This window comes from Microbacterium abyssi, from assembly GCF_015277895.1.
GTDB classification, from domain to species: Bacteria; Actinomycetota; Actinomycetes; order Actinomycetales; family Microbacteriaceae; genus Microbacterium; species Microbacterium abyssi.
The window spans coordinates 1,138,125-1,152,943 of record NZ_CP063815.1; the positions used below are offsets into that span (position 1 = coordinate 1,138,125).

General features: G+C 68.9%; 17 protein-coding genes and 1 tRNA gene. 13 read left to right on the top strand and 5 right to left on the bottom strand.

Features of this window, described 5'->3' with window-relative positions; translation table 11 throughout:
* Positions 1-3: 3 nt before the first annotated feature.
* Complete coding sequence (locus IM776_RS05560) at positions 4-270, top strand: DUF3039 domain-containing protein (protein WP_194422007.1); 267 nt, start codon at positions 4-6, stop codon at positions 268-270.
* A gap of 5 nt (positions 271-275) precedes the next feature.
* On the opposite strand, the gene IM776_RS05565 is transcribed toward IM776_RS05560, so the two are convergent.
* On the bottom strand, positions 276-1,601 hold the full coding sequence (locus tag IM776_RS05565; RefSeq protein WP_194422008.1) for a nicotinate phosphoribosyltransferase: 1,326 nt from the start codon (positions 1,599-1,601) through the stop codon (positions 276-278).
* Between the two features lie 60 nt (positions 1,602-1,661).
* Here IM776_RS05565 and murI point away from each other — a divergent pair, with 60 nt between their 5' ends.
* The 4 genes from murI (at position 1,662) to IM776_RS05585 (ending at position 4,865) form a co-directional block, all read left to right on the top strand.
* Positions 1,662-2,531 (top strand): glutamate racemase, encoded by an 870-nt coding sequence (gene murI, locus IM776_RS05570; RefSeq protein ID WP_194422009.1) that lies wholly within the window; start codon positions 1,662-1,664, stop codon positions 2,529-2,531.
* On the top strand, positions 2,524-3,264 hold the full coding sequence (gene rph / locus IM776_RS05575) for a ribonuclease PH (protein WP_194422010.1): 741 nt from the start codon (positions 2,524-2,526) through the stop codon (positions 3,262-3,264). Before murI ends, rph begins: the two co-directional genes overlap by 8 nt.
* Complete coding sequence (gene rdgB, locus IM776_RS05580; RefSeq protein ID WP_194422011.1) at positions 3,261-3,854, top strand: RdgB/HAM1 family non-canonical purine NTP pyrophosphatase; 594 nt, start codon at positions 3,261-3,263, stop codon at positions 3,852-3,854. The genes rph and rdgB overlap by 4 nt, the downstream gene beginning before the upstream one ends.
* Before the next feature lie 99 nt (positions 3,855-3,953).
* Positions 3,954-4,865 (top strand): cation diffusion facilitator family transporter, encoded by a 912-nt coding sequence (locus IM776_RS05585; RefSeq protein WP_194422012.1) that lies wholly within the window; start codon positions 3,954-3,956, stop codon positions 4,863-4,865.
* Between the two features lie 6 nt (positions 4,866-4,871).
* Here IM776_RS05585 and IM776_RS05590 read toward each other — a convergent pair whose 3' ends face one another.
* The gene (locus IM776_RS05590) at positions 4,872-7,241 is read right to left on the bottom strand and encodes an ATP-dependent DNA ligase (RefSeq protein WP_194422013.1); all 2,370 of its coding nucleotides are present in this window, start codon (positions 7,239-7,241) and stop codon (positions 4,872-4,874) included.
* A 60-nt stretch (positions 7,242-7,301) separates the two neighbouring features.
* On the opposite strand from IM776_RS05590, the gene ku reads away from it, so the two are divergent.
* On the top strand, positions 7,302-8,111 hold the full coding sequence (ku, locus tag IM776_RS05595; RefSeq protein ID WP_147037541.1) for a non-homologous end joining protein Ku: 810 nt from the start codon (positions 7,302-7,304) through the stop codon (positions 8,109-8,111).
* 15 nt (positions 8,112-8,126) lie between these two features.
* Here ku and IM776_RS05600 read toward each other — a convergent pair whose 3' ends face one another.
* A complete protein-coding gene (locus tag IM776_RS05600) occupies positions 8,127-8,885 on the bottom strand; it encodes a DedA family protein (RefSeq protein WP_194422014.1) in 759 nt (252 codons plus the stop codon).
* Between the two features lie 50 nt (positions 8,886-8,935).
* Positions 8,936-9,017: transfer RNA gene (locus IM776_RS05605), tRNA-Leu, on the bottom strand.
* A 133-nt stretch (positions 9,018-9,150) separates the two neighbouring features.
* Here IM776_RS05605 and IM776_RS05610 point away from each other — a divergent pair.
* Genes IM776_RS05610 through IM776_RS05640 form a run of 7 tightly spaced genes read left to right on the top strand, consistent with a single transcriptional unit; the run spans position 9,151 to position 13,554 of the window.
* Complete coding sequence (locus IM776_RS05610) at positions 9,151-10,293, top strand: TadA family conjugal transfer-associated ATPase (RefSeq protein ID WP_194422015.1); 1,143 nt, start codon at positions 9,151-9,153, stop codon at positions 10,291-10,293.
* Positions 10,290-11,150: a type II secretion system F family protein gene (locus tag IM776_RS05615; RefSeq protein WP_194422016.1), complete on the top strand. Its 861-nt coding sequence runs from the start codon at positions 10,290-10,292 to the stop codon at positions 11,148-11,150. Before IM776_RS05610 ends, IM776_RS05615 begins: the two co-directional genes overlap by 4 nt.
* Positions 11,147-12,082, top strand: a complete 936-nt coding sequence (locus IM776_RS05620) for a type II secretion system F family protein (protein ID WP_194422017.1) — start codon at positions 11,147-11,149, stop codon at positions 12,080-12,082. The genes IM776_RS05615 and IM776_RS05620 overlap by 4 nt, the downstream gene beginning before the upstream one ends.
* Positions 12,083-12,119: 37 nt before the next feature.
* Positions 12,120-12,317, top strand: a complete 198-nt coding sequence (locus IM776_RS05625; RefSeq protein WP_194422018.1) for a hypothetical protein — start codon at positions 12,120-12,122, stop codon at positions 12,315-12,317.
* 1 nt (position 12,318) lies between these two features.
* Positions 12,319-12,714 carry a TadE/TadG family type IV pilus assembly protein gene (locus IM776_RS05630; protein WP_194422019.1) on the top strand — a complete coding sequence of 132 codons (396 nt, stop codon included), beginning with the start codon at positions 12,319-12,321 and terminating at the stop codon, positions 12,712-12,714.
* Positions 12,683-13,138 (top strand): TadE family protein, encoded by a 456-nt coding sequence (locus tag IM776_RS05635; protein ID WP_194422020.1) that lies wholly within the window; start codon positions 12,683-12,685, stop codon positions 13,136-13,138. The genes IM776_RS05630 and IM776_RS05635 overlap by 32 nt, the downstream gene beginning before the upstream one ends.
* Positions 13,135-13,554, top strand: coding sequence for a pilus assembly protein TadG-related protein (locus tag IM776_RS05640; protein ID WP_194422021.1), 420 nt, complete (start codon positions 13,135-13,137; stop codon positions 13,552-13,554). Before IM776_RS05635 ends, IM776_RS05640 begins: the two co-directional genes overlap by 4 nt.
* 10 nt (positions 13,555-13,564) lie before the next feature.
* On the opposite strand, the gene IM776_RS05645 is transcribed toward IM776_RS05640, so the two are convergent.
* Positions 13,565-14,788 (bottom strand): MFS transporter, encoded by a 1,224-nt coding sequence (locus IM776_RS05645; RefSeq protein WP_194422524.1) that lies wholly within the window; start codon positions 14,786-14,788, stop codon positions 13,565-13,567.
* Positions 14,789-14,819: the final 31 nt, after the last annotated feature.

Consider the following 14,819-nt stretch of genomic DNA (forward strand, 5'->3'; position numbering starts at 1 on the left):
CGCATGAGTACTCCGCTGGACAGCCCCGATCAGGGCGGCGTGGCAACGCTTGATCGTGAACTGGAAGAACTTCTCAAGGAAGAGAATGTCGAGCCTGGCGACCACGAGCGCTTCTCGCACTACGTGAAGAAGGACAAGATCCTCGAGTCCGCGATCACCGGTAAGCCGGTGCGTGCGCTGTGCGGGAAGAAATGGACCCCGGGCCGCGACCCGGAGAAATTCCCGATCTGCCCCACCTGCAAGGAGATCTACGAGTCGATGGTCAGCTAGGACCGTCACTCCTGATCGAGGAAGACTGTCGGGATCGCGGGATCTGACTTGCTCAGCGCGAGTGCGCGCACCGGGAGTTCCTCGCGCACGTGCAGGTGATGCTCGCGAGCGGATGCCGTTCCCGCCGCCCCCTCGTATGTGCTGTCGATCACGCCGCCGTCGACGAGCGTGACCTGCAGCGGCCGGGACTCGGCATGCTCGGCGGCGGTCCCCAGCTCTTCGAATCCGTCGGAGACGACGATCGTCTCCGCTGTCGCGACGCCATCGCGCAGCGTGCGGAACGCGGCCTTCCGGCCGCCCTTGGAACCCTTGTCGGTGGAGGCCTTCGCGACCGCGACCCAGCCGCCGTCGGCTCCCTGTCGAGCCACGAGCTTGTAGACCATGCCGGCTGTCGGATACCCCGATCCGGTGACCACGGACGTGCCGACGCCATAGAAGTCGACGGGGGATGCCGCCAGTGCCGCGATGGCGTATTCGTCGAGGTCGCTGGTGACGGTGATCTTCGTGTTCCGCGCGCCCAGCTGGTCGAGGTGCTCGCGGACGGCTGCCGCCACGGTCGGCAGGTCGCCGGAATCCAGGCGCACGCCGCCGAGGTCCGTGCCGGCGACGCGGATCGCGGTGTCGACGCCCTCGCGGATGTCGTAGGTGTCCACGAGCAGGGTCGTGTCGACGCCGAGGCTGTCGACCTGCGCGCGGAACGCGTCCTCCTCGGTCTCGTGCAGCAGTGTCCACGAGTGCGCGGCGGTGCCCATGGTGGGGATGTCCCAGCGGCGCCCTGCTTCGAGGTTGCTGGTCGCGCCGAAGCCTGCGATGTAGGCGGCCCGCGCCGCCGCCACAGCCGACATCTCAGCCGCGCGCCGCGAGCCCATCTCCGACAGCGGCCGCTCGCCGGCGGCGATGCTCATCCGCGATGCGGCCGTCGCGACGGCGGAGTCGTGGTTCAGCACGCTCAGGGCGATCGTCTCGAGCACCACGGCGTCGGCGAAGGACCCCTCGACGGTGAGGATGGGGGAGCCGGGGAAGTACAGCTCACCTTCGCGGTAACCATGGATCGAGCCGGTGAACCGGTAGTTCTCCAGATACGTCAGCGTCTCGGCATCCACCACGTGGTTGTCGCGCAGGAACCGCAGCTCGTCCTCACCGAACCGGAAGTCGCGCAGCAGCGACAGCAGGCGGCCGGTGCCGGCGACGACTCCGAACCGTCGGCCGCCGGAGAGGCGTCGGGCGAAGAGCTCGAACACGCTCGGTCGTGCGGCTGTGCCGTGGCGCAGTGCCGCGCCCAGCATCGTGAGTTCGTAGCGGTCGGTGAGCAGCGCCGTCGACGAGTTCATGCGCTCAGCTTACTGTCGGGCTTCGATCCTCCCGTCTCGCGAAGGGTAGGCTGGTGATCCATGAACGCGGCACCGATCGGCATCTTCGACTCCGGTGTCGGCGGACTCACCGTGGCCCGCGCGATCCGCGCCCAGCTGCCGCGGGAATCCTTCGTCTACATAGGCGACACGCTCCACTCGCCGTACGGGCCCAAGCCCATCGCCGACGTTCGCCGCTACTCGCTCGAAGTGCTCGACACCCTGGTCGACCAGGGTGTGAAGATGCTCGTGATCGCCTGCAACACGGCATCTGCCGCCATGCTGCGCGACGCACGCGAACGCTACGACGTGCCGGTGGTCGAGGTCATCGGCCCCGCCGTCCGCCGCGCCGTCTCGACCACGCGCAACGGCCGGATCGGCGTCATCGGCACGGTCGGCACGATCGGGTCGCGCGCCTATCAGGACATGCTCGAGGTAAACGAGCAACTCGAGGTCTTCACCGCGGCGTGCCCGCGCTTCGTCGAGTTCGTCGAGGCCGGCGTGACCGGAACCCGCGAGGTGCTCGAGACCGCGGAGAAGTACCTCGCACCGCTGCGCGGCGCCGACGTCGACACCCTCGTGCTCGGATGCACCCACTACCCGTTCCTGCGCGGCGCGATCAGCTACGTGATGGGCGAGGGCGTCGCGCTGGTCTCCAGTGACGACGAGACCGCGGGCGACGTGTACCGTCAGCTGACGCGCGGCGACCTGCTGGCTCCTCCTGACGCCAGGGCGACGTACGTCTACGAGGCGACGGGGGAGTCCACCGAGGAGTTCACCGCGCTTGCGAACCGCCTCATGGGCGCCGAGGTGCGCGACGTGCAGCACGTGCAGACCGGCGTCATCACGCTTCCGGATCTTTCCGAACTCGCCGACAACACGGCATCCGACCCGAAGGGAACCCATGTCTGACATCGTCCGCGCGGACGGCCGCGCCACCGATCAGCTCCGCGAGATCACGATCGAGCGCGGCTGGAGCGCGAACGCCGAAGGCTCGGCGCTGATCAGCTTCGGCGGCACGAAGGTGCTGTGCACGGCATCATTCACGGGCGGCGTGCCGCGCTGGCTCACCGGCAAGGGCAAGGGCTGGGTGACCGCGGAGTACGCCATGCTGCCTCGTGCGACGAACAGCCGCAACGATCGCGAGAGCGTGAAGGGGCGCGTCGGCGGTCGCACGCACGAGATCTCGCGCCTGATCGGCCGCGCGCTGCGCGCTGTCATCGACACCAAGGCGCTCGGCGAGAACACCATCGTCATCGACTGCGATGTGCTGCAGGCCGACGGTGGCACCCGCACGGCCGCGATCACCGGCGCATACGTCGCGCTCGCCGACGCGATCGAGTGGGGTCGTGAGAAGAAGTTCATCGGCAAGAACGCCACGCCGCTGCTCGACTCCGTCGCCGCGGTGTCAGTCGGAATCATCGACGGCGAGCCGATGCTCGACCTGGCATATGTCGAGGACGTGCGCGCGGAGACCGACATGAACGTGGTCGTCACCGGCCGCGGCCTCTTCGTCGAGGTGCAGGGAACAGCCGAGGGAGCGCCGTTCGACAAGCGCGAGCTCGATGCGCTGCTCGACCTGGGCGTCGCAGGCTGCGCCAACCTCAAGGAGGCGCAGCTGACCGCCCTGGCGGCCGAGCGATGAGGGTCGTCCTCGCCACGCACAATCCGCACAAGGTGGCGGAATTCCAGCAGATCGTGGCGATGACAAGGGCCGACCTGGAGGTCGTCGGCTACGAGGGGCCCGAGCCTGTCGAGGACGGCGTCACCTTCGCGGAGAACGCGCTGATCAAGGCGCGCGCCGCCGCCGCGCACACCGGTCTCGCGGCGTTCGCCGACGACTCGGGGATCTGCGTCGACGTGCTCGGCGGCTCGCCTGGCATCTTCTCCGCCTACTGGGCCGGTCAGAAGAAGGACGCGAAGGCGAATCTCGAGCTGCTGCTCGACCAGCTCGCCGACATCGCCGACCCGCACCGGACGGCGCAGTTCGTCTCGACGATCGCGCTCGTGACTCCGGACGGCGCCGAGCAGACCGTGGCAGGAATCTGGCCAGGGCGTCTCGCGCGCTCGGCGGCGGGCGAGAACGGCTTCGGCTACGACCCGATCTTCATTCCCGACGGCCAGCCCGAAGGCGTCGAGCGCACCACGGCTGAGTTCAGCGACCAGGAGAAGCAGTCGCAGTCACACCGCGCCAGGGCGTTCACGGCGTTCGTGCCGCTGCTGAAGACGCTCTGACGCGGACCTGCAGGCCCGCCCCTCGTTACTGAGAATCGTTACCCTTCCCGACTAGCCGAAACGGCCTCCGACGGCCGGTTCCGCTCGTAGCCTGGATACATGCACGATCATGCGCACGGGATCCGCGGGGCGGGCAGTCGCCGACTGCTGACGATCTCGCTGTGCCTCACCGCCACCGTGATGGTGGTGCAGATCGTGGGCGCGCTCCTCACCGGATCTCTCGCATTGCTCGCCGACGCGGCGCACATGTTCACCGATGCCTCAGCGCTGGTGATCGCTCTCATCGCGAGCGCTGTCGCCGCACGTCCCGCCGACGACCGACGCACCTTCGGCTATCAGCGCGCCGAGGTGCTGGGCGCACTCGTCAACGCGATCATCCTCATCGTCCTGTCCGTCAGCGTGGGCATCGAGGGAGTGCGACGCCTGGTCACCCCCGGTGACGGTGAAGTCGCCGGCCCTCTCATGCTCGTCGTCGCCGTCATCGGATTGATCGCCAACGCGATCGCGATGTGGCTGCTGAGCTCCGCGCAGAAGACGAACATCAACGTGCGCGGCGCGTACCTCGAGGTGCTCGGCGACATGATCGGGTCGGCCGCCGTGATCGTCGCGGCCGTCGTCATCGTGGTGACCGGATGGATGCCGGCGGATGCCATCGCGTCTCTGTTCATCGCGGTCATGATCATTCCGCGCGCGATCACGCTGCTCCGCGAGGTGTTCTCGGTACTGGCCGAATCGGCGCCGAAGGACACGCACGTCGGCGAGATCCGCGATCATCTGCTCGGCTTCGACGGCGTCACCAGTGTGCACGACGTGCACGTGTGGCAGCTCACCCGCGGCGCGCCGGTGTTCACCGCACACGTCGGCGTGCACCCGGCGGTGTTCGCCGATGGGCGCGCCGGCGCGCTGCTCGAGCAGCTGCAGGGATGCCTCGCCGACCACTTCGACGTCGCACACTCCACGTTCCAGCTCGAGCCGGACGGACAGGCGGAGTGCACGGAGACCCACGCCTGAGATGCGTCACTCCCGCCTGATGTCCGCGACCTCCTTGTCTGGACGCAGGCCGCGCCAGCGCGGGTGGCGGAGCGCTCCGTCGGAAGTCCACTCACTGAACTCGACCTCGCCCACCAGTTCCGGGCGCACCCACTGCGCGTCGCGCGCATCCGGCGGCGCGACGTCCCCCAGCGGGTTCTCGTCGGTGCGCAGCGGTTCGAGGCGCCCGAGCAGATCGCGCAGCATCCGATCGTCGAACCCGGAGCCGACCCTGCCGACGTAGCGCAGCCTGCCGTCGGCATCGGGCACGCCGAGCAGCAGCGACCCGAACGTGCCCGCCCGGTTGCCCTTGCCGGGCCGGATGCCGGCGATCGCGACCTCCTGCGTGCGCGTGTGCTTGATCTTCAGCCAGTCGCCGGAGCGGGTGCCGGGGCGATACCGCGATCCGGATCCCTTGACGACGATCCCCTCGAGTTCGAGCTCTCGGCTGATCTGCATCGCGGCATCCAGGTCGTCGAAGACCGGCGGCACGATGACGGGTCGGTCGGCGCTCTCGCCGAGCGTCTCGAGCAGCGCGCGGCGGTCGCGCAGCGGGATGCCGGTCAAGTCGTTGCCGTCGAGGCGCAGCAGATCGAACAGGTGATAGGCGATCGGCGTGCGGACGACCTCACGCTCGATCTCGCGCGCCTTGGTGAGGTGCATGCGGCGCTGGAGCCGTCCGAAGCTCGGGCGCCCTGAGGCATCCAATGCGACGATCTCGCCATCGACGATCGCGTCGCCGGCGGCGAAGTGCGGGGCGCCGTCGGCGGTGAGTTCCGGGTAGCGGTCGGTGATGTCCGTGCCGCTGCGCGCATGCAGGCGGAGGCGGCCATCCTGCCACGTGCCGATCGCACGGATGCCGTCCCACTTGATCTCGCTCCACGGATCGCGCAGCGCGCGGGCGAGGCCGGGCGTGCCGGACTCGGCGAGCATGGGACGCAGAGGGCCGTCCGTGGGGCGCGCAGACCCCTGCTGCTTCCCCGATCCCTGCTGCTCCTTCATCCGGTGCAGCAGCCAGGACGACTTCTCGCCAGATCCCTCCGTGCGGATCAGGGCGAGCCGGGCGCGGCCGAGCGGACCGGTTCCGGTGAACGTGCCGATCACTTCGTCGTCGCGCCATTTCTCGAGCTCGACCGTGCCGCTGTCCCAGATGGTCATGGTTCCGGCGCCGTACTCGCCGCGCGGGATCTCGCCGTGGAACGTCAGGTACTCCAGCGGGTGAGGTTCGGTCATGACGGCGAGTCGGTTGCGTGCGGGGGACTCAGGCACGCCCTTGGGGACCGCCCAGCTCACCAGCACGCCGTCGTGCTCGATGCGCAGATCGAAGTGCAATCTGCGGGCGTGGTGCTCCTGGATGACGAACCGCGGGAGCGGGCCCGGGACGGCGATCGAGGTGCGCTCGGGAACCGGCTCCGGCGTACGGGCGGCGTCGCGCTTCGCGCGGTACGGAGCGAGCGCGGCGTCCGCGGATGACAGCATGAATCCGGCGAACGGGTCGACACCCTCCTCGACGCGCGCGGCTACCTCGTCGAAGTCGAGGTGTCGGAGGTCGGGATCATCGAGTTCGTCCCAGGTGCGCGGTGCGGCCACCGTCGGATGGAACCTGCCACGCAGCGAGTACGGCGAGATCGTGGTCTTCGACCCGTTGTTCTGGCTCCAGTCGATGAAGACCTTGCCGGCGCGGACCGACTTCGACATCGTGCTGGTGGCGATGTCCGGGTGGTCTGTCTCGATGGACCGGGCGAGCTCGCGGGCGATCGCGGAGGCCTGATCGCTGGTCTGTCTGCCGTCGAGCCGGGCGTACAGATGGATTCCCTTGCTGCCGCTCGTGACCGGCACCGGGTCCAACCCGATGTCGCTGAGGATCGCGCGGGCGAGCCGCGCCACGTGCGCGCACTGGGCGAGGTCGGCGCCGGGCCCGGGATCGAGGTCGAGCACGAGCCGGTCGGGATTCTGACGCTCGCCGTCCGCGCCGAACCGCCACTGCGGCACGTGCAGCTCGATGCTGGCGACCTGCGCCATCCACACGAGCGTAGGCAGGTCGCCGGCGATCGGGTACTCCTTCGCGCCGCCGGAGTGCTCGATCGGCAGGCGGCGCACCCACTCCGGCGCACCCCGCTCGAGCTGCTTCGCGAAGAACGCCTCGCCCGGAGCATCCGCAGTTCCCACCCCCTCCACCCACCGCTTTCGGGTCACGGGGCGACCGGAGAGCAGCGGCAGCATGCGGGGGGCGACGCGGGTGTAATAGGCGATCACCTCGCCCTTGGTCGTTCCTGCATCGGGATACAGCACCTTGTCGAGGTTCGTCACGCGCAGACGCCTGCCGCCGACCTCGACCATCTGCGCTGTTGCTGGCATGTCGCCAGAGTAACGGCAAGCCCCTGTCGCTCGACGGTCATTGCGGTGTCTACTGGTGTCATGAGGTCGATCTGGAAGGGTGCCCTGACGTTCGGGCTGGTGAACGTGCCGGTGAAGGTGTACTCCGCCACCGAAGACCACGATGTGCCGCTGCACCAGGTGCACGATGAGGACGGCGGGCGGATCCGTTACAAGCGCACGTGCGAGATCTGCGGTCAGGTCATCGCGTACTCGAACATCGACCGCGCCTACGAGGACGACGGGCAGATGGTCGTGCTCACCAAGGACGACCTGGACGCACTGCCCGCCGAGCGCAGTCGCGAGATCGACGTCGTCGAGTTCGTGCCGAGCGAGCAGGTCGATCTCCTGACGCTCGACAAGGCCTACTACCTGGAGCCGGACTCGAAATCGCCCAAGGCGTACGTGCTTCTGCGGAAGACGCTCGAGCAGACCGACCGCACCGCGATAGTGCGCTTCACGCTGCGGCAGAAGACGAGGCTCGCCGCATTGCGCGTGCGCGGCGACGTGCTCGTTCTGCAGACGCTGCTGTGGGCCGACGAGGTGCGTGAGGCATCCTTCGAGTCGCTCGACGAGGACGTGAAGATCTCGAAGAAGGAGCTCGAACTCTCAGCGAGCCTCGTGGACAGCTACGCCAGCGACTTCGACCCGGAGTCGTTCGTGGACGAATACCAGAAGGAGCTGCGTACCCTCATCGACGCGAAGATCGAAGCAGGCGACACCTTCGACGTCGCCGAGACCTTCGCCGAAGAGGGTGAAGCAGAAGGCAAGGGCGGCGAGGTCATCGACCTCATGGAGGCGCTCAAGGCGAGCGTGGAGAAGTCGCGGGCGAAGAAGAAGGATGCAGGCTGAGGCGGCATCCCCTCGCTAGTGCTTGCCGTCGCCGTCGATGTCCGGCGCGCGGTCGAACACCTCGCGGTCGAGGGTGAGTTCGTCGGCTTCGACCGCATCCGTGTCCGGATCGCCACCGGCCGCGACCGCCTTCTTCACCTTGCGACGCTCTGAGAAGTAGTGCCACAGCGTGACCAGCGCCGTGCCGCCCACCGCGGCGAGCAGGATGATGTCGATGTACTCGGTCACCAGGTGCGCGACCCACGGTATGAAGGCGATCAGGTAGCCGACCATCGTCAGACCGAAGCCCCACAGCACGGCGCCGATGAAGTTGTACAGGCTGTATTTCTTCCACGGCATGTGACCGACGCCGGCGGCGACCGGCGCGAACGTGCGGACGATGGGCACGAAGCGCGCGAGGATCACGGTGAGTCCTCCGTATCGTTCGAAGAACGCGTTCGTGCGCTCGACGTTCTTGCGGCTGAACAGCCCGGATTCCTTGCGTTCGAAGACGGCCGGGCCGCCCTTGTGCCCGATCAGGTAGCCGACTTCGCCGCCGACGAATGCGGCGAGCGCGATCAGCAGCGACACGATCCAGATGTTCACGCCGAACACGTTGCTGGTGTGCGTGAGCAGCCCGGCGATCACGAGCAGGGTGTCGCCGGGGAGCAGGAAGCCGACCAGCAGCCCGGTCTCGGCGAAGACGATGAAGCACACCACCAGGAGCGCCCAGGGGCCGGCCGCGCCGATGATCACCTCGGGATCGAGCCAGGGGATGAGTGCGATGTGGTGCATGGATTCCCGTCGAGCAGATGCGTGCTGCGGTCAGTTGATGCTGCTGCCAGTGCGGAAGGTGGGACTTGAACCCACACGCCGTGAGGCACAGGAACCTAAATCCTGCGTGTCTGCCAATTCCACCACTCCCGCGCGGTTTTCTTCAGTCTAGATGTGCACCTGCCCACGTGACAGCACGGTATTCCGGCCTCGCGGGTAGGGGAAACCCGAGCCCGGTTGTGGATAACTTCCGAGGCTGACGCCGGATTCTTGCGAGGATGCCGAGGTGAGCCAGCCGTCCCTCGTCGTCGCCGAACGCGTCCGTCGCAGACTGCGCGCCGAGCGCACCGATCCGACGCTCGCTCCCGACGAGGCGCGTCGGATCGCCCAGGCAGAGGTCCGACGGCACAACGACCTGGCGTTGTCGCGCGGCGACGCGATGATCGACGACGAGTCTGCCTGCGTGCGCGACGTACTGGCGTCGGTCAGCGGATTCGGCGTACTGCAGCCGCTTCTGGACGATCCCAGCATCGAGGAGATCTGGCTGAACGGTCCCGATCGCGTGTTCATCGCGCGCGGTGGCGTCTCCGAGCGGATCCCGCTCGGATTGACGGATGCCATGGTGCGCGACCTCGTCGAGCGGATGCTGCAGGCGACGCGGCGCCGGGTCGACATCAGCCAGCCCTTCGTCGACGCGTCGCTTCCCGACGGGTCGCGCCTGCACGTCGCGATCGCGGACGTGGTGCGCGGCTCCTGGGCGGTCAACATCAGAAAGTTCCTCCCGGGGTACCGCACGCTGGACGCGCTGGTCGCGCTCGGGTCGATCCCCGACGGCGTCGCGGGGATGCTGCGCCGCGCCATGCGCGACGGGCTCAGCGTCATCGTGTCCGGTGCGACGCACGCCGGCAAGACGACGCTGCTCGGGGCGCTGCTCGCCTCGTGCGCCGACGCGCAGCGCATCGTCACGGTGGAGGAGACATTCGAGCTCGCAGTCGACGGCCCCGACCTCGTCGCGCTCCAGGGCAGGCAGGCGAGCCTCGAGGGCACCGGCGAGATCACGTTGCGCCGGCTGGTGAAGGAGGCGCTGCGCATGCGCCCGGATCGGCTGGTGGTCGGCGAGGTGCGCGACGCCGAGGCGCTCGATCTGGTCCTCGCCCTGAACACGGGCGTTCCCGGCGCGGGGACCGTGCACGCGAACTCGGCGGTCGAGGCGCTCGAGAAGCTCACGATCCTGCCCCTCCTGGCGGGCCGCAACATCGACAGGTCGTTCATCGCGCCGGCGCTCGCGGCCTCCGTCTCCCTGGTGGTGCACTGCGCCCGCGACGCGGCAGGCAGACGGTTCGTGGACGAGGTCATCGCCCCGACCGGCGACGTCGTCGAGGGTCGCATCATCACCCGGTCGGTGTACCGCGCGGAGCCGCGAACATGACCCTGCTGCTGGGCGCGGCGCTCGCGGCTGGGCTCCTGCTGTGCGCATCGCCGTGGCTGTGGCCCGCGCGCGAGCGGGTCGAACGACCCGAACGTCGCGACGACCTGCTCACCCGGCTCATGGACGAGTCGGGTTTCGCTTCGGTCGAGCGGCACAGGGTGATCGTGGTGATCCTCACGCTGGCGCTCGTCGCCGCGGCCGTCGTGTGGCTCGTCACCGGCATCCCCGTGCTGGCAGTGCTCGCCGCGCTCGCCGCCGGCGCCGCGCCGATCGCGTTCCTTCGCGCACGGCGCCTTCGCCTTCTCAAGGCCAGACGTCAGATGTGGCCCGACGTGTGTGATCTGCTCGTGGCCGCGATCAGGGTCGGCCTCTCCCTTCCGGACGCCGTCGCGAGCCTGGCCGATTCGGCACCCGCAGCCGTGCGCCCCGCATTCGCGGTCTTCGCCCGCGATCTGCGTGCCACCGGGCGATTCGAGACCAGTATCGGCAGGCTCAAGACCACGCTCGCCGATCCGATCGCCGACCGCATCATCGAGACGCTGAAGATGGCGCGCCAGGTCGGCGGCACGGAGCTCACCGGTGTGCTGCGTGCGCTGTCCTCGTCGGTGCGCGCCGACGCGACGCTGCGCGGGGAGGTCGAGGCCAAGCAGTCCTGGATCCGCGGGGCGGCCGTGCTCGGTGTGGTCGCACCATGGGTGATCCTCGCGTTGCTGGCGCTGCGCCCTGAGGGTGCCCAGGCCTACGCGAGCCCGGAGGGCATGATGGTGATCGTCTGCGGCGCGATCGTCTCTGTGATCGCATTCCGCATCATGATCCGCATCGGACGCCTTCCCGAGCCGCGGCGGTGGTTCGCATGACCCTGGCGACGGATGCCGCGATCGCGATCCTTCTGGGCGGGCTGCTCGGCGCCGGTCTCATCTGCATCCTGGCGACGGCGCCGCGGTGGCGGGCGGCGTCGTTGACCGCGCGCATCGCCCCGTACATCCGCGACGCCGTGGAGGATGCCGCGCTGCCGTCGGGAATCCTGCCCGATGCGGGCGTGCTGCCTGTCGACGCCGGTTCACTGTGGCGGCGCCTGCACACGCGGGTGCTGCGCGTGGGGGACTCGGACGCGCTGGCGCTGCGGCTCTCGCAAGCCGGCCTCGACGACGAGCCGGCCGTGTTCCGCGCGCGGCAGCTGGGATGGGCGCTCGGCGGGTTCGCGATCGGCAGCGCGCTGGTCATCATCCTCGCGATCACCGGCCGGATGACGCCGCCGGCTGCCGTGCTGCCGATTCTGCTCGGCGTGGGCGCGGTCATGGCCGTCGATCTCGTGCTCAGCACCCGCGTCAGGACGCGGCTGGCAAGGCTCAGCGACGAGCTGCCGACCACGCTGGAGTTCCTCGCATTGTGCCTGTCGGCAGGGGAGGGGTTCCTGGATGCGCTGCGGCGGGTCGCCGCGATCGGCTCGGGCGAGCTCACCCAGGAGCTTCGGCAGGTCGTGCTCGCGGTCGGCACCGGATCGCCGCTGGCCGACGCGCTCGGCGAGATGGCATCGCGGCTGCGGCAGCCGGGCCTCTCGCGCGCCGTGGACCAGATCGGCTCCGCTCTGGAGCACGGCGCGCCGCTCGCCACCGTGCTGCATGCACAGGCGGCTGACGCGCGTGAGGAGGCCAAGCGCACCCTGATCGAGCAGGCCGGACGGCGGGAGATCCTCATGATGCTGCCACTGGTGTTCCTGATCCTGCCTCTCAGCGTTCTTTTCGCCGTCTTTCCCGGGATGTTCATCCTGCAATTGGGCCTCGGCTGACGAAACGACCGAACGACACTCACGAAGGGACCGAATGATGAATCGAGTACGAACCTGGTGGGCGAGCCTCGCCTCCGACGCGCGGCAGTTGGTCGACGACGACACCGGAGATGTTCCCGGCTGGGTGCTGGTGACCCTGATGACGGCAGGACTCGTGGTCCTGATCTGGGCCGTGGCAGGGCCGGCACTGACCGGACTGTTCGAGCAGGCGATCTCAAGGGTGTCCGGACTCTGACATGCGTGGGTGGGCGCACGACGATCGCGGGTCGAGTCCGGTGGACTTCGTCCTCGTCGGCGCGCTCCTGACCACGCTCACCCTCGCAGTCCTGCAACTGGGCTTCGCGGTGTATGTTCGCAACGTCGTCCACGACGCCGCGGTCGAGGGAGCCCACTATGCGGCGCTGGCCGACACGACGCTCGAAGACGGCGCCGATCGCACGCGCCTGGCGATCAGCAGAGCCGTCGGCGACGCGTTCGCAGACGATGTCGCGGTGACGCAGAGCGACCGGCTCGGGCATCCGACAGCAGTCGTGACCGTCCGCACCACGCTGCCGATAATCGGGCTGCTCGGGATCCCGTACGCGCTGGAGGTGGATGCGGATGCGCCGATGGAGTCGCTGGGCGACGAATGACGATGGCTCGGCCGCGCTGGAGTTCATCACGATCGGCGTGATCCTGCTCGTGCCGCTCGCGTATCTCGTGATCACGCTCGGCGCTGTGCAGCAGACGCTGCTCGGGGCGGAGGCTGCTGCCCGGCACACGGCGCGAGTCATCGGACAGGCTGAGGACTCGGCAGCAGCCGGCGCGAGCGGCGACGCCGTGCTCGCGAGCGTGATCGATGAGTACGGAATGAGTGCAGAGAACGTCGACGTCTCCGTGACCTGTACCCCCGCCACGGACGAGTGCCCGACCGCGGGGGCGACCGTGATCGTCACCGTCAGCACTCAGGTGTCGCTGCCATTCGTGCCCGAGATCTTCGGCCTCGATCGTGCCACGCAGATCCCGCTGCAGGCCGCTGCCGCTCAGAAGGTCTCCCGGCTGTGGGGCGCGGGATGACCGGAAGCCTGCGCCGTGACGACGAAGGCAGCATCCTTCCGCTCCTTCTCGGCTACGTCGTGCTGGCCATCGCGGTGGTCGTCGTCTGCACGTGTGCCACCGACCTGTACATCGCCCAGAAGCGCCTGGATTCGCTGGCGGATGCCGCCGCGCTCGCCGGAGCGGACGGATTCACCCTCGTCGTCGAGGGCGAGGGCGTGCGCGCCGAGCTCACCGACGACGGCGTGCAGGATCAGGCGGCCGCGATCGTCTCGGCGATGGCATCCGGCACCCGGCTGGTATCGGCATCCGCTCCCGATGGGGTCTCGGCGCAGGTGACGGTCGCGACGCAATGGCATCCGCCGCTCGTCTCAGCCTTCGTGCCCGCCGGAGTTCCCCTCGAGGCGACGGCGACCAGTCGCACCGCGCTGCGCTGATCGGCAGGGATCAGCCGCGAGGATCGCGGCGCGGACTGAACCGGGGGATCCAGCGGATGAACCCGAGCGCTCCCAGCATCCCGATCACGCCGACCATCGCGGACGCCGCCGAAAGCGAGGCGATCGCGGTCACGCCCGACACGAGGAGGGGCGCGGCGGCGCCGCCGGCATCCGTCAATGTCCGCCACGACCCCAGGAACGGCGCCGGATCCTGCGCGGGCGCGACATCCGCCCCGAGCGTGAGCAGGATGCCGCTGGAGAGGCCGTTGCCGACGCCGAGCACCGCCGCCAGCATCCCGAACCACAGCACGGCCGCCTCACCGTCGTGCGTCAGCGACAGCACGAGGAACCCGGCGCCCATCAGCACCATCGCAGGCATGGCCGCCCACAGCCGGCCGAACCGGTCCATGACCTGACCGCTGGCGTAGAACAGGGCGAAGTCGATCGCGCCGGAGACGCCGACGACGAGTGCGATGGTCTGCGCGTCGAGACCGAGCGACACGCCCCACAGCGGCAGCACGACCTGGCGGGCCGAGCGAACCGCCGACAGTGATGCCGCGGCCAGTCCGAGTCGGCCGAGCACACCGCGAAAACGCCACATCGTCGGGAAGATCCCGGCCCGCTCGAAGGTCGGGATCGTACCGCTCACGGGCTCACCGGAATCTTCCGCGAGCGCCGAGTGGTTCGTGACCGGTGGATTGGTCTTCTCCGGGTCCGGGCCGAACAGGACCAGCACGACCATGACCACGAGGCAGGCGAGGAAGAACCAGATAGCCGCATGCTCGTCGCCGAAGATCTGCAGCAGTGCCGCTGTGACGAAGGGGCCGACGAAGATCCCGAGACGGAAGCTGCCGCCCAGCAGCGACAGCGCCCTGGCCCGGAAGTCCAGCGGCACGCGCGTGGTCATGAAGGCGTGCCGCGCGAGCCCGAACGCTGCCGCGCAGAAACCGAGCAGGAACACGGATGCCGCGAACACCGCGATCACGGGTGCCAGCACCATCCCGATCACGGCGACCATCGAGACGACGCCGGCGATGACCATGGTGAACCGCTCGCCGATCCGGGCGACGGCCCAGCCGGCCGGCAGATTGCCGCAGAGCTGACCGATGACGAGGGCGGAGGCGACCAGGGCTGCCGCCGCGACGTCGGCGCCCATGTTCGCCGCGATGACGGGGATCAGCGGGATGACGGCGCCCTCGCCCATCGAGAAGAGGATGGTGGGCAGGTACACCATCGGCCCGAACTGTCTCAGGACGGTCGATGCA

Excerpts from the sequence above, each read along its gene's own strand:
- IM776_RS05620 (WP_194422017.1), top strand. The coding sequence starts at position 11,147 with ATGACCCTGGCGACGGATGCCGCGATCGCGATCCTTCTGGGCGGGCTG.
- IM776_RS05635 (WP_194422020.1), top strand. The coding sequence starts at position 12,683 with ATGCGCCGATGGAGTCGCTGGGCGACGAATGACGATGGCTCGGCCGCG.
- IM776_RS05560 (WP_194422007.1), top strand. The coding sequence starts at position 4 with ATGAGTACTCCGCTGGACAGCCCCGATCAGGGCGGCGTGGCAACGCTT.
- IM776_RS05625 (WP_194422018.1), top strand. The coding sequence starts at position 12,120 with ATGAATCGAGTACGAACCTGGTGGGCGAGCCTCGCCTCCGACGCGCGG.
- IM776_RS05645 (WP_194422524.1), bottom strand. The coding sequence starts at position 14,788 with ATGGTGTACCTGCCCACCATCCTCTTCTCGATGGGCGAGGGCGCCGTC.
- IM776_RS05565 (WP_194422008.1), bottom strand. The coding sequence starts at position 1,601 with ATGAACTCGTCGACGGCGCTGCTCACCGACCGCTACGAACTCACGATG.
- murI (WP_194422009.1), top strand. The coding sequence starts at position 1,662 with ATGAACGCGGCACCGATCGGCATCTTCGACTCCGGTGTCGGCGGACTC.
- IM776_RS05640 (WP_194422021.1), top strand. The coding sequence starts at position 13,135 with ATGACCGGAAGCCTGCGCCGTGACGACGAAGGCAGCATCCTTCCGCTC.
- IM776_RS05585 (WP_194422012.1), top strand. The coding sequence starts at position 3,954 with ATGCACGATCATGCGCACGGGATCCGCGGGGCGGGCAGTCGCCGACTG.
- IM776_RS05600 (WP_194422014.1), bottom strand. The coding sequence starts at position 8,885 with ATGCACCACATCGCACTCATCCCCTGGCTCGATCCCGAGGTGATCATC.
- IM776_RS05630 (WP_194422019.1), top strand. The coding sequence starts at position 12,319 with ATGCGTGGGTGGGCGCACGACGATCGCGGGTCGAGTCCGGTGGACTTC.
- rph (WP_194422010.1), top strand. The coding sequence starts at position 2,524 with ATGTCTGACATCGTCCGCGCGGACGGCCGCGCCACCGATCAGCTCCGC.
- IM776_RS05590 (WP_194422013.1), bottom strand. The coding sequence starts at position 7,241 with ATGCCAGCAACAGCGCAGATGGTCGAGGTCGGCGGCAGGCGTCTGCGC.
- ku (WP_147037541.1), top strand. The coding sequence starts at position 7,302 with ATGAGGTCGATCTGGAAGGGTGCCCTGACGTTCGGGCTGGTGAACGTG.
- IM776_RS05615 (WP_194422016.1), top strand. The coding sequence starts at position 10,290 with ATGACCCTGCTGCTGGGCGCGGCGCTCGCGGCTGGGCTCCTGCTGTGC.
- rdgB (WP_194422011.1), top strand. The coding sequence starts at position 3,261 with ATGAGGGTCGTCCTCGCCACGCACAATCCGCACAAGGTGGCGGAATTC.